This window comes from Bartonella sp. MM73XJBT.G, assembly GCF_028618435.1.
GTDB lineage: Bacteria > Pseudomonadota > Alphaproteobacteria > Rhizobiales > Rhizobiaceae > Bartonella.
The window spans coordinates 13,707-26,587 of record NZ_JAQISW010000004.1 but is presented as its reverse complement, the minus strand read 5'-3'; the positions used below and the strand labels follow the sequence as shown (position 1 = coordinate 26,587).

The window sequence follows — 12,881 nt, the reverse complement described above, 5'->3', positions numbered from 1 at the left end:
TAACATTTTATCTGATAGGAAACTTTAATCTAAGCAGCACCAATGCGCAAAAGATCATGAAAATGAACAATTCCTATCGGTTTTTTATCTTCAACCACGAAAAATGCACCAATATGATGATCATTAATAAAAGCCATTGCTGCACCAACAAGTGTATTTGGCTTTACAACTTTAGGCGCTTTGGTCATCACCTCATCAACATTAAATTTTGATAAATTAAAATGAATATTCCGAGCAAGATCACCATCAGTCACAATTCCAATGAGTTCACCTTTTGAGTTGATAACACCAACACAACCAAAATGTTTTTCTACCAAAACATTCATAGCTTCAGTCATAGCTGTCCCCTGCATAACCAAAGGAATACAATCACCCTTGTGCATAATATCACACACGTATTTAAGGCTTGCACCAAGAGAACCACCAGGATGATATATTTTGAAATCGGTTTTGGTAAAACCGCGCATTTCTAAAAGAGAAACTGCTAATGCATCTCCCATTGCCAATTGCATAATTGTTGAAGTTGTAGGAGCTAAACCATGAGGGCAAGCCTCTTCTATCTTTGGTAATAAGAGAACAATATCAGCTTGTCGTCCTAATACAGAGAGCTCACTTGATGTCATGGCAATCAGAGGAATACGAAAACGGGCTGCATAACTCATAATGCCACTTAATTCTTGCGTTTCACCAGACCATGATAAAGCAAGAATAACATCATCAGATCCAATCATACCAAGATCACCGTGATTGGCTTCTGCAGCATGAACAAAAAAAGCAGGTGTTCCAGTTGAAGCTAAGGTTGCTGCAATTTTTGTCCCGATATGACCACTTTTTCCAAGACCCGTAATAACCACATGTCCAGGAGCATTTCTAATGGTTTGAACAGCTGCTTCAAAAGAAGATGAAAGACTGCCAAGAAGAGCTGCTTCAAGTGCTTCAAGCCCTTGCTTTTCACTGGCAAATGTTTTAAGCGCTGATGCGACAGCCCCCTGCAAAGCCCTATGAGGAAATGGTATTGTCATAATCAAATTCAATCAATAAAATTAAATGAGAGATCTACATCATTGTTCAACTTTAATAGTTTCTAGTAAATTTTTCAATGAGGCAGAAACATGGCTGTGCATATCAGCACGTGCCAAAGAAAAAGCAACGTTAGCTTCAATAAAACCAGCTTTAGAACCGCAATCAAAAGTGCGCCCGTCTAATTGAAAACCCCAAAAATCCTGTTCGTTTGAAAGCCTTATCATCGCATCTGTTAGTTGAATTTCATTTCCTGCTCCTCGTTCTTGAGTGGAAAGAATATTAAAAATTTCTGGCTGCAAAATATAACGTCCATTGATGTATAAATTTGATGGTGCCGTTCCAAGCGCTGGTTTTTCTACCATTTTTGTAATTTCAAAACCATTGGCAATCTGTTTGCCTTTCCCCACAATACCATATTTATGGGTTTCTCTAGGAGAGCATTCCTGAACTGCTATAATATTTCCACCCCCCGTTCTTTCATAAAGGTTCATCATCTCAGAAAGACACCCCTTTTTTGCTTGTATCAACATATCAGGTAATAACAAAGCAAAAGGTTCGCCCGCAACCAATTCACGCGCGCACCAAAGCGCATGCCCTAACCCCAGAGGTTTCTGTTGCCGCGTAAAAGAAGTTGTCCCTGGCAACGGCTGTAAACGGTATAAATGCGCCAAATCTTCTTTTTTTCCACATTCAGCAAGCGTTGTATATAATTCAACTTGCGCATCAAAATAATCCTCAATGACTGCTTTGTTGCGTCCAGTCACAAAAATAAAATGCTCAATGCCAGCCTCCCGCGCCTCATCCACAACATATTGAATAACAGGCTTATCAACAACTGTTAGCATTTCTTTAGGAACCGTTTTTGTTGCAGGAAGAAAACGCGTACCAAGACCTGCTACGGGGAATACTGCTTTCCGAATTTTATGCAAATTCACCCTCCTCAATGAATTCATATAACCTTCTTATTTATCATATATTTTTACGAAATGGTAAAAAAGATATCTTATTGTTTTGATTATCCTTATAATGGGCAATCAAAAATATAAAAGAGAATATGAGAATTTATTGAAAGGATTAAACAAATTATTTGTTGCAGTTTTTTCCTTTTCTTGATCATGTTATCAATTAAACTAAATACAAAATAAAGTTATTGCACATCTAATAAATTGAATATTAATGGGGATTTCAAAATGCAAAAAACAGAATTGAAGACTTTTTCTTTTTTAGAGGTGTCAATAAATCGGAGAATGCTTATCACCGGCTTTCTCGTTATTTTGCTTGCTTTTTTAATGTTTTTTGCATCCTTTGCATATGCTGATAGCGGATTTAAGCACTGGATTAAAGAATTTAAAAAGACAGCTATTGCTCACAATATTACCCCCTCTACGTTTCATATGGCTTTTAAAGGTGTTAATATTATTGATCCAAAAGTTTTAAAAAGTGCCGCCTATCAACCGGAATTTGTTGCACCCTCATGGAATTATTTCGATAATCGTGTCCATGATATCGCAATTGTCGAAGGACGGCGCCAAGCAAAAAAATGGAATAAATGGCTTCTTCAAATTGAAGAACGTTTTGGTGTTGACCGCAATATTCTGCTTGCTATTTGGTCAATGGAAAGCAATTACGGGAAAATTTTAGCCAATAAAAGTGTCATGCGTGATACCATTCGCTCGCTTGCAACCTTAGCCTACGCCGATAAAAAACGTGCAAAATATGCCCATACACAACTGATTGCTGCTATGAAAATTCTACAAAATGGTGAAATTAAACGCTCTCAACTTACTGGATCTTGGGCTGGTGCTTTGGGACATACCCAATTTATTCCGAGCAGTTATCTCACCTATGCTGTTGATATGGACAAAGACGGGCGGCGTGATATCTGGACCTCTGTTCCAGATGCTTTGGCTACTGCTGCTAATCTTCTCCACAAAAATGGCTGGCAACCACACCTTATTTGGGGAGCAGAGGTGAAAGTTCCCCAAGGGAAAAATCTTCCCAGTGGCTGGTATTCCTTTGAAAAATGGAAAAAATTAGGTGTAAAATACGCCAATGGGCATCCTCTTCCTCCATTAGTTGAACAAGCAATATTAAAATATCCAGATGGAGCCAAAGGACCTATATTCTTAGTCACAAAAAATTTCTTTGTTCTAAAACGTTATAATAATGCAGATCGTTATGCTTTTGCTGTTGCCCTTCTTGCTGATCGTATTGCTGGACATCCTGGATTAGTCAATGATTGGCAAAGACCTTTTCAACCCCTTACCTTCCAAGAATGCAAAGAATTGCAATCCCGCTTAAGTGCACTGGGCTATTATAAAGGAAATATTGATGGAAAAATCGGAACTGCCTCCCGCAAAGCAATTAAAGCTTTTCAGCTCCATCACGGTTTAAAAACAAATGGATATCCATCATCTCAAGTGCTTTTTCTCCTTCGTAAACAATAATGGAGCGTTAAGATTTTGTCTCTTTTTCGTCCGATATACTTGATGTTTTTGCTGTTTTTACTTTCTATTGTGGGGATCATACAGCCCTCCCCAAGTCAAGCAACCAACTTCTTCAAATGGTTGTCACAACAAAACAAACAGACACAACAATCTCCGCAAATTATAGAACAAAGAATAGACAAGCCGAGAAGAAAAATCGTAACACAAAAAAACATACCAAAACTGAAAAATGAGAATGCAAAGCGCATTCTTGTCATAGGAGATTTTGCAGCTTCTGCTGTTGCCGATGCCCTTAAGAAGTTTTTTGCCGATAATAGCAATACCGTTATCATGAATAATACAATGCCGGCTTCCGGTCTCGTGCGAACAGATTATTATTCTTGGCAAAGCAATATTTCTAAACTTATTGAACAAAATAACCCCGATGTTATTATCATGATGATCGGTGCAAATGATAATCAACCCATCAAAGACTCTTATAGCATCATTAACACAGATCAGTTAGAATGGATGCGCATCTACAAACAAAGAATTACCGAAATTACTGAAAATCTTCATTCCTCTGGAAAATCATGGATATGGATAGGTCAGCCTTCTTTTGGAAATGATACTTTGACACAAAAAATGAAAATTTTTAATGCGCTCTACAAACAAGAAACAGAAGCAGCAGGAGGATATTTTCTCGATATCTGGAGTGGCTTTAGTGATGCAGAAGGGAATTTTTCTTTTTCAGGCTATGATATCCATGGAAAAATAGCCAAATTACGCACCAATAATGGCATGCATTTCACCGCTGAAGGAAAGGAAAAACTTGTCTCTTATTTAGAAAAACCATTGAAAAATATTTTAAATTTTCCTGTCTTTTCTCATGACGGATCATCCTCAACGGATCAAACTATTCAAAAGCTTATACAAGAATCAGAGAAACAAGAGTCAAGTGAGATGATGCGTCAACCTCCGATGAGCCTCGATGATATCGTACAACAAAATACCCACCTTTTAGGCAGAAGAAAATCAAGTTTTATAAAAAAATCATGGTTTCCGCTAAATGGGCATCAAAAAGATCGCGCTGATAATTTTTCTTCCCCATAATGTCTGTTTAAAATACAAAATCTCATTTTCCCCATAAAACGAAAAGAGAATAAGATAAAAAATACTGTTACAGACCCATAAATTGAAGAGAAGATTTTCATAAATCGCAACTGCATCTTTCGAATAATATGAAAACGGCATGGTATTAACCATGTCGTTATAGCTTATAGTCCACGTTTATTCATCATTGCCTCTGGTAAAGGCATCCGTCCCCGAAAAGCTTTATACAGTTCCTCTGGATCGCGGCTTCCCCCAGCAGAATAAATAAAACGCTTTAAAAGATCAGCAAGCTCTGAATTAAAGACATCACCGGTTTCTTCAAACGCTTGAAAAGCATCAGCATCAAGTACTTCCGACCACATATAAGAATAGTATCCAGCAGCATAACCATCCCCCGCAAACACATGCATAAAATGTGAAGGACGATGACGCATAATAATTGTATCGGGCATTTGCAACTTTTCTAATTCTTTATGTTCAAAAATTGTTGGATCCGTGACTGTTTCTCCTTGGTGAAAAGCCATATCCACGAGAGCTGATGAGATAAACTCAACCGCAGAAAATCCCGCATTAAATGTCTGCGCCGTTAAAACTTTATCGATTAACTCTTGGGACATTGGATGTCCTGTTTTTGTATGTATAGCATAAGATTTTAATATCTCTGGTACGGTTAACCAATGTTCATAAAGTTGAGAGGGAAGTTCAACAAAATCACGTGAAACAGATGTTCCCGCTACAGAGGGCCATGTGACATCCGAAAGCAAACCATGCAATGCATGCCCAAATTCATGGAAAAGTGTCCGTGCATCATCAAGTGATAAAAGTGCCACCTCCCCTTTAGAGGGTTTAGCAAAATTACAAATATTGTAGATGATTGGTTTTTGACCACCATCCAATTTATGCTGTGATTGCAATTGGCTCATCCATGCACCAGAACGTTTTGAAGAACGTGCAAAATAATCACCAATGAAATGCCCAAGTAAACTTCCATCAGACTTCTTTACTTCCCACAAACGTGCATCAGGATGCCAAAGTGCAACAGCGTTTTTTTCTTCAAAGGTAATACCAAAGAGTTTTTCTGCTACCCCAAAAGCCGCTTTAATCATACGATCAAGTTGAAAATAATATTTAATTTCAGCGCTATCGAAAGAAAGTTTTTCAGTGCGGAGCTTTTCAGCATAATAACGCCAATCCCAAGCCGCTAAAGATTCATTGCTGCCCAAATTGTTGGCAAAATTTTGTAATTCAATTTGCTCAGCAGAAGCCTTCGCTCTTGCGCGCTCCCATACAGGCATAAGCAAATCCATTACGGAATCAACACTTTTAGCCATGGTATTATCGAGTTTCAAATCTGCGAAAGATTTATATCCCAATAATTTAGCTTGCTCATCTCGAAGCGCAACAATCTCTAAAATAATGGTTCGATTATCATTCTTGTTATTATTTTCGCCACGTTTAGCCCAAGCTTGGAATGCAACCTCACGCAAATCACGACGATCAGAGAATTTTAAAAAAGGTTCAACAATCGAGCGTGCTAGTGTTAATGCATAAGCTTCTTCATGGCCTCTTTCGCAGGCAATTTCCTTCATTGAAGCAATGAGATCTTCCGGTAAACCAGATAAGTCTGTTTGTTTTAAAAATAGAATCCATTCAGCTTCATCGTTTAAGACATTCTGCCCAAAAGTAGTATTTAAAAAAGCAAGTCTTTCATTAATTTTTACAAGCCGTTTCTGAGCTTTATCATCTAGTTTTGCACCATGGCAAACAAACTTTTTCCACCATAATTCAAGAACGCGTGTTGTTTCACTCTCAAATATACCCTGCTGCGACTGTTGATAAAGTGTATCTATTTTTGCAAATATCCGCGCGTCCATCATCATTTTTGAAGAATAACGGGAAAGTTTTACAACAAACTCTTGTTCGAGCTGTTGAATCAATGCATTCGTATGAGCACTGGCGCGCAGGAAAAATATTGAACAGACACGATCAAGCGCTTTGCCACAAAGCTCAAAAGGTTGCAAAAAATTCTCAAGCGTTGGTGAATCTTGCACCATCGCAATCGCCTCTAATTCTTCTTCGGCTTCTTGAAATGCCTGTTCAAAAGCAGATTTGAAATCTTCATCTCTTATAGAAGAAAAATCAGGAAGTCCTGAAAATCCTTTCCAATCCAGCGCTGCTGATTTTATCATAATACTTTATGTCTCCATTATAAATTTAAGCTGCAACAATTATCTTTACGACACAAATTAATAATATACTAAGACTATTTCATACCTTTCAAAGCTCTATTGAATCAGGAATATCTTTAGCTTCATGAAATCAATAAAAATAAGAATTTTTACACTTACCAAATGAACTCTTTGATTTATATGATAATTTATTGTTTTTTTATCTTGAATAAGAAACTCGAATATCATAGGTTTTTTTCATTTTAAACCATATGATATCGAAGCAATAAAGATTATTTGCTCGCGCATCATAAATGAAATTGCCTGTTGATAAAAACACTTGAAGAAAGGCTTCATCTCTATTGTTTACAAAACATTTCTGTAGATTCTTTAAAAAATCGCAAAGCTGTACTAAAGAAATGATGGTAAAAATGAGATCTGATTTTTGCATTTATGCCTTCATATTATCCTGAAATTAAGCTGTATTCTTGCTTTCAGTAATTTAAGAAATTTGTTTATAACTTACAATTTATCCTTGACTTTACTTAAAATATTAACAATTGGAAGTACGGTTGGGGAGGTTTTTTTCGAATCTTCCGTAAACTTTTATTATTTTTTATCTCGTCATCTTATCTAGATTTATAACTCTCCAATTTTTCAGGAGGTATTTTATCATGACTGAAATCAAAACGACCATCGACTTCAAAAATTTTTCTCCTGAAGCTCTCGCTGAAAAATTAAAAAATCTGCATTTTGCTGACTCTATTGATATTATCAATGACCTTGATATCATGGAACGTGTAACTATTCTTAGTCTTCTGCCTCTTGAGTATGTTATCGAACTTTTTGATAAACCAGAGCTTGAACAGCCTGTTGCTATTTTAGAACTTCTACCCATAAATCGTGCTGTTGAAATTCTTGATGGCATGTCTGCAGATGCTGCTGCAGATGTCTTTCAAGAAATGGATAAAGAAACCCGCACACGGCTTTACGCCTTGCTTAAACCCTTAACGCGTGCTGAACTTAAAAAACTTACCAGTTATCCTGATCATACAGCAGGAGCACTGATGACAACAGAGTTTATAGCGGTTCCTTCAAACTGGACCATACAAAAAACTTTGGATCACATTCGTGAGGTCGAGCGAACGCGTGAAACAGTTTATACCAGCTATGTGATTGACCCCAAAAAAGGAACTCTTCTCAAAGCTGTTTCACTGCGTAACCTTATTCTTGCCTCACCTGATGAACAAATTCTTAATGTCCCTACCCATGACTCGCCCATTACAATATCGCCCTTCACACATCATGAAGATATTGCGCGCCTTTTCCAGCGCCATGACCTTCTCTCTGTGCCCGTCGTTGATGAAAATAATCATGTCATTGGCATTGTAACTGTTGACGACGTGCTTGATACTATGGTCGATGAAATGAATGAAGATGCCTATAAATTTGGAGGTATGGAAGCGCTTAATAAGCCTTATATGCAAATCAAGTTTCCTGAAATGATGAAAAAACGTGGCGGCTGGCTCGCTTTACTCTTTATCGGCGAAATGCTAACTGCAAGCGCTATGCAACATTTCGAAACAGAGCTTGAAAAAGCAATTATTCTTACATTGTTTATTCCTCTCATTATGAGCTCAGGAGGAAATTCCGGTTCACAAGCGACCTCCCTTATTATCCGTGCACTGGCTTTACGTGAACTCACGTTGAAAGACTGGTGGAAAGTTATTATTCGTGAAATTCCAACAGGACTATCCCTTGGTCTTTTACTTGGAATTATTGGTATTACACGCATCGCTCTTTGGCAACAACTCGGTATCTATGACTATGGACAACATTGGATCGCTGTTTCGACAACGGTAGGTGCAACTTTAGTCGGTATCGTTACCTTTGGTTCCCTCTCTGGATCTATGTTGCCCTTTATCCTTAAAGGTTTAAAATTTGATCCAGCAAGCGCTTCTGCGCCTTTTGTGGCAACTTTAGTTGATGTCATGGGCATTGTCATCTATTTTTCTGTAGCATCCCTCATTTTGTCAGGAACTCTTCTTTAAGCATGTGATGTAAAAACACACCCTTATGGAAAGATCTTCTCATATCGTTTCAGATCTTTCCATAAGAGAAGAAGTCCTATTATTTGTTTTCTAGTGCAATCATTTATTTCACGGATAATATATTGTTTATAATGATAATTCTTCGTTTTTGTATTCGAATAATAGCTCCAAATACCGTAAAGTTACCTTAATTATAAATCTTCTTATTCTCATATTGTATCAATTAAAGTCATCTTCTTGCCTGTTACAAGCGTGATGGATGTGTGGATGAAAATGAGTCAAGAAAGGAGTAAAATACTTCTTATGTCCTCTCTCAAATGCAAAAGCTATCGCAATATTGATAGCTAAGAGAACAATAATAGAGGTGATCAACGGGCTTTATACGCTTCACAAGGGCGTTTATAATACGCCATTAACATATATAGCATTCATTGGTCTCATCATGAAATGGATGAGTGATATTAAGGTATCTCTCTTTAAAAGAAGATATAAGTGTGCGATAATACGTGTATTCTTTTTCAATTGTTCTATTTGCATGAGACATATCATTCTATAAAGTATGATAAGCAAAAATATAGGCAATATATCAATCCCAATGGTTTAAAATAAATTTTTTGGATGCTTTTGAAATCATAAATGTGAATTAAAATAACGGTAAAGAGAAGAATTTTTCTTTTATATTTTCATATTATTTTCTAAATAAGGCTGTATTTCCCTTTCATAAATAGATCAAACAGATCATAACTCTTCCTCTAAACTGGCATATAAAAATTAGAACTTCTTATAAAGTTCTTAATTGTCCCAATATTTATCTCAAATATGATTTATCTCAAATATGCAGTTGCATTAAATCTGAATGTTGATTAACAAACTCCAGAAGAAGCAAAAACTTTATTGGGAATAATGATGTCATAAAATTATCAATAGATTTAAAGATATTCTCGGATTTTTATCAATCTCTTTGCAAAACAAAAAGTATGACACAGCTAGCTTTACGTTTACTTATTCTTTAAAAGCCGTTTCCATAAATTCCTTGTGTCATATCAATAAAGATCCAATTGACGGTAATTTATGGACAATTCTTGGCTCAAGAATAAAACACTCAACATCCTATCGTTCTTTTACGAAGTTCCAACAATTGAGGCTTCATAGCGCATTAAAGACTTGGATAAATCGTTTTGTCATAAAAATATGGTCTCTATCTTCCAAAATTACAAAAAAACATGTAAAAGGTTTTTTTAACAGTCAGGCAAAGAATGTAAAAACTTTGCCTCAAATGAAATTTCATTAAACGAAAAGAAGAAAATTTATGCAATTGCGTAACATTGCCATCATTGCCCACGTTGACCATGGGAAAACAACGCTTGTAGACGGACTACTCAAGCAATCAGGAAACTTCCGTGATAATCAGCGTACAAGCGAACGTATGATGGATTCAAACGATATTGAAAAAGAACGGGGAATTACAATTCTAGCGAAAGTGACATCTGTTGTTTGGAAAGATACCCGAATTAATATTGTTGATACACCAGGACATGCCGATTTTGGTGGAGAAGTTGAACGTATTCTAAATATGGTTGATGGTGCCATCGTACTTGTTGATGCTGCTGAAGGACCCATGCCACAAACAAAATTTGTCGTTGGTAAAGCATTAAAAGTAGGATTGCGTCCTATTGTTGCTATTAATAAAATTGATCGACCTGATGCACGCGTTGATGAAGTCATTAATGAGGTCTTTGACCTTTTTGCCGCTCTTGATGCAACCGACGAACAGCTTGATTTTCCCATTCTTTACGGTTCAGGACGCGATGGATGGATGGCTGAAGCCCCAGAGGGACCTCAAGATCAAGGACTCAGTCCTTTATTTGATCTTGTAATACGGCATGTTCCTTCTCCTCGTGTCGCAGAAGGACCATTCCGTATGATTGGGACTATTCTTGAAGCAGATCCGTTTTTGGGACGAATTATTACAGGCCGTATTCATTCCGGCTCTCTAAAACCTAATCAAAATGTTAAAGTTCTTGAGCAAGATGGAAAACTTCTAGAAACTGGGCGTATCTCAAAAATTTTGGCATTTCGTGGTCTAGAACGGCAACCTATTGAAGAAGGAAGTGCTGGTGATATTGTTGCGATTGCAGGTCTACAAAAAGGTACCGTTGCGGATACTTTTTGTGATCCGGCTGTCAATGCCCCCCTTACTGCCCAGCCCATTGATCCTCCTACTGTTACGATGAGTTTTCTTGTCAACGATAGTCCCCTTGCAGGAACGGAAGGAGATAAAGTAACAAGCCGTGTTATCCGTGACCGTTTGTTAAAAGAAGCAGAAGGCAATGTCGCGCTTAAAATTGAAGAATCAGCTGATAAAGATTCTTTCTACGTTTCAGGGCGAGGAGAATTACAACTTGCTGTTCTCATTGAAAACATGCGCCGTGAAGGATTTGAGCTTAGTGTTTCACGTCCACGTGTTGTAATGCAAAAGGGTGAAAATGGAATAACTCTTGAGCCAATAGAAGAAGTTGTTATCGATGTTGATGAAGAATATTCTGGTACTGTTGTGCAAAAAATGTCTGAACGTAAAGGTGAAATGGTGGAATTACGTCCTTCTGGAGGGAGTCGTGTCCGACTTGTTTTTTATGCCCCCACCCGTGGACTCATTGGTTATCAATCTGAACTTTTAACCGACACCCGTGGTACAGCTATTATGAATCGCCTTTTCCATGCTTATGAACCTTATAAAGGGGACATTGCTGGTCGTGTTAATGGTGTTATGATTTCAAATGATAACGGAGAATCTGTCGCTTATGCTCTTTTTAATCTTGAAGATCGTGGACCTATGATCATTGATGCGGGTGTAAAAGTTTATCAAGGGATGATTATTGGCATCCACTCACGCGATAACGATTTAGAAGTTAATGTGTTAAAAGGAAAAAAACTCACCAATATGCGCGCTTCTGGAAAAGATGAAGCCGTAAAGTTAACACCTCCCCTTAAAATGACATTAGAACGTGCCCTATCGTGGATACAAGATGATGAACTTGTGGAGGTCACTCCTAAAAATATTCGTCTCCGCAAACTTTATCTTGATCCTAATGAACGTAAACGTTTTGAAAAAACACGTGCATCAATTTCAAGATAATTGCATAATCTCTTTGGTAAAGTATTTGATTGTAAGCCTCACTTTAATCCCAGAAAGGATGTCTCTATGAATATTAAGGAAATACCCGTAGGTAAAAACCCACCAGAAGATATTAATGTTATTGTGGAAGTCTCTCTTGGTGGTCAACCAATAAAATATGAGATGGATAAAAAGTCGGGCGCATTATTCGTTGACCGTTTTCTTCATACATCAATGGTTTATCCTGGAAATTATGGTTTTGTCCCTCATACGCTTTCAGATGATGGTGATCCTATTGATGTCCTTATCTGTAATACCCGTCCACTTATGCCTGGTTGTGTGATCAATGTTCGCCCTATCGGGGCTCTAATGATGGAAGATGATGGTGGGAAAGATGAAAAAATTATTGCCATTCCCACACCAAAATTAACAAAACGTTATATCAATATTCATGACTATACAGACCTGCCTGAAATTACACTCAAACAAATTGAACATTTCTTTAAGCATTATAAAGATTTAGAACCTGGAAAATGGGCAAAAATTGAAGGGTGGCGTGATAAAAACTTTGCACATGAACTCATTAAGCAAGCTGTTAAGCGCAATAAAGAAATGTAACAACTTTAATCAAGTAAAGCCTATTTTTTAATAGGCTTTATTATATTATTTTTTAGGAGACACAATCTCTAAAGGATTGCCATGTCTGCTCTAGCTCTTCTAAATGCGTTGAAAAATAAAGCTGTTTATAGCGAGATGTTGCGCCGCTTTTCAGAGAAATAGAAGAAGATGGAATTTTCCACTGCTTCGCAAGAAATTTAATGAGAGCTTTATTTGCTTTTCCATCTTCAGGAACAGCACGAAGGCGTATAACCAGATATTGTTTCTCACCATCTCTACATTCAATCCCTATTATTTTGTCAACGGATGACTTGGGAATGAGATATACAAACAAAATCAAGTTATTTTTATCAACTTGATAAAACAT

At 37.2% G+C, this 12,881-nt stretch carries 9 protein-coding genes; 5 read left to right on the top strand and 4 right to left on the bottom strand.

Features of this window, described 5'->3' with window-relative positions:
- Nucleotides 1–29 precede the first annotated feature (29 nt).
- Both PVV59_RS03390 and PVV59_RS03385 read right to left on the bottom strand, forming a co-directional pair.
- Entirely contained in the window at nt 30–1,022 is a 993-nt protein-coding gene (locus PVV59_RS03390; RefSeq protein ID WP_273754561.1) for an SIS domain-containing protein, read from the bottom strand.
- Between the two features lie 39 nt (nt 1,023–1,061).
- Entirely contained in the window at nt 1,062–1,952 is an 891-nt protein-coding gene (locus PVV59_RS03385) for a UTP--glucose-1-phosphate uridylyltransferase (RefSeq protein ID WP_273754560.1), read from the bottom strand.
- A 261-nt stretch (nt 1,953–2,213) separates the two neighbouring features.
- Here PVV59_RS03385 and PVV59_RS03380 point away from each other — a divergent pair, with 261 nt between their 5' ends.
- Both PVV59_RS03380 and PVV59_RS03375 read left to right on the top strand, forming a co-directional pair.
- Nucleotides 2,214–3,470, top strand: a complete 1,257-nt coding sequence (locus PVV59_RS03380) for a lytic murein transglycosylase (RefSeq protein ID WP_273754559.1) — start codon at nt 2,214–2,216, stop codon at nt 3,468–3,470.
- Between the two features lie 15 nt (nt 3,471–3,485).
- A complete protein-coding gene (locus PVV59_RS03375; protein ID WP_273754558.1) occupies nt 3,486–4,562 on the top strand; it encodes an SGNH family hydrolase in 1,077 nt (358 codons plus the stop codon).
- A gap of 164 nt (nt 4,563–4,726) precedes the next feature.
- On the opposite strand, the gene PVV59_RS03370 is transcribed toward PVV59_RS03375, so the two are convergent.
- The gene (locus PVV59_RS03370) at nt 4,727–6,751 is read right to left on the bottom strand and encodes a M3 family metallopeptidase (protein WP_273754556.1); all 2,025 of its coding nucleotides are present in this window, start codon (nt 6,749–6,751) and stop codon (nt 4,727–4,729) included.
- 653 nt (nt 6,752–7,404) lie between these two features.
- On the opposite strand from PVV59_RS03370, the gene mgtE reads away from it, so the two are divergent.
- The 3 genes from mgtE (at nt 7,405) to ppa (ending at nt 12,514) form a co-directional block, all read left to right on the top strand.
- On the top strand, nt 7,405–8,781 hold the full coding sequence (gene mgtE / locus PVV59_RS03365) for a magnesium transporter (RefSeq protein ID WP_273754555.1): 1,377 nt from the start codon (nt 7,405–7,407) through the stop codon (nt 8,779–8,781).
- A gap of 1,309 nt (nt 8,782–10,090) precedes the next feature.
- Entirely contained in the window at nt 10,091–11,917 is a 1,827-nt protein-coding gene (gene typA, locus PVV59_RS03360) for a translational GTPase TypA (RefSeq protein WP_273754553.1), read from the top strand.
- 66 nt (nt 11,918–11,983) lie between these two features.
- The gene (gene ppa / locus PVV59_RS03355; RefSeq protein WP_273754552.1) at nt 11,984–12,514 is read left to right on the top strand and encodes an inorganic diphosphatase; all 531 of its coding nucleotides are present in this window, start codon (nt 11,984–11,986) and stop codon (nt 12,512–12,514) included.
- Nucleotides 12,515–12,566: 52 nt separating this feature from the next.
- On the opposite strand, the gene PVV59_RS03350 is transcribed toward ppa, so the two are convergent.
- Entirely contained in the window at nt 12,567–12,881 is a 315-nt protein-coding gene (locus tag PVV59_RS03350) for a DUF167 domain-containing protein (protein ID WP_273754551.1), read from the bottom strand.

What these genes read in the sequence shown, in the direction of transcription:
- PVV59_RS03390 (WP_273754561.1), bottom strand. Translation starts at nt 1,022, where the DNA reads ATGACAATACCATTTCCTCATAGGGCTTTGCAGGGGGCTGTCGCATCA.
- PVV59_RS03380 (WP_273754559.1), top strand. Translation starts at nt 2,214, where the DNA reads ATGCAAAAAACAGAATTGAAGACTTTTTCTTTTTTAGAGGTGTCAATA.
- PVV59_RS03370 (WP_273754556.1), bottom strand. Translation starts at nt 6,751, where the DNA reads ATGATAAAATCAGCAGCGCTGGATTGGAAAGGATTTTCAGGACTTCCT.
- mgtE (WP_273754555.1), top strand. Translation starts at nt 7,405, where the DNA reads ATGACTGAAATCAAAACGACCATCGACTTCAAAAATTTTTCTCCTGAA.
- typA (WP_273754553.1), top strand. Translation starts at nt 10,091, where the DNA reads ATGCAATTGCGTAACATTGCCATCATTGCCCACGTTGACCATGGGAAA.
- ppa (WP_273754552.1), top strand. Translation starts at nt 11,984, where the DNA reads ATGAATATTAAGGAAATACCCGTAGGTAAAAACCCACCAGAAGATATT.
- PVV59_RS03350 (WP_273754551.1), bottom strand. Translation starts at nt 12,881, where the DNA reads ATGTTTTATCAAGTTGATAAAAATAACTTGATTTTGTTTGTATATCTC.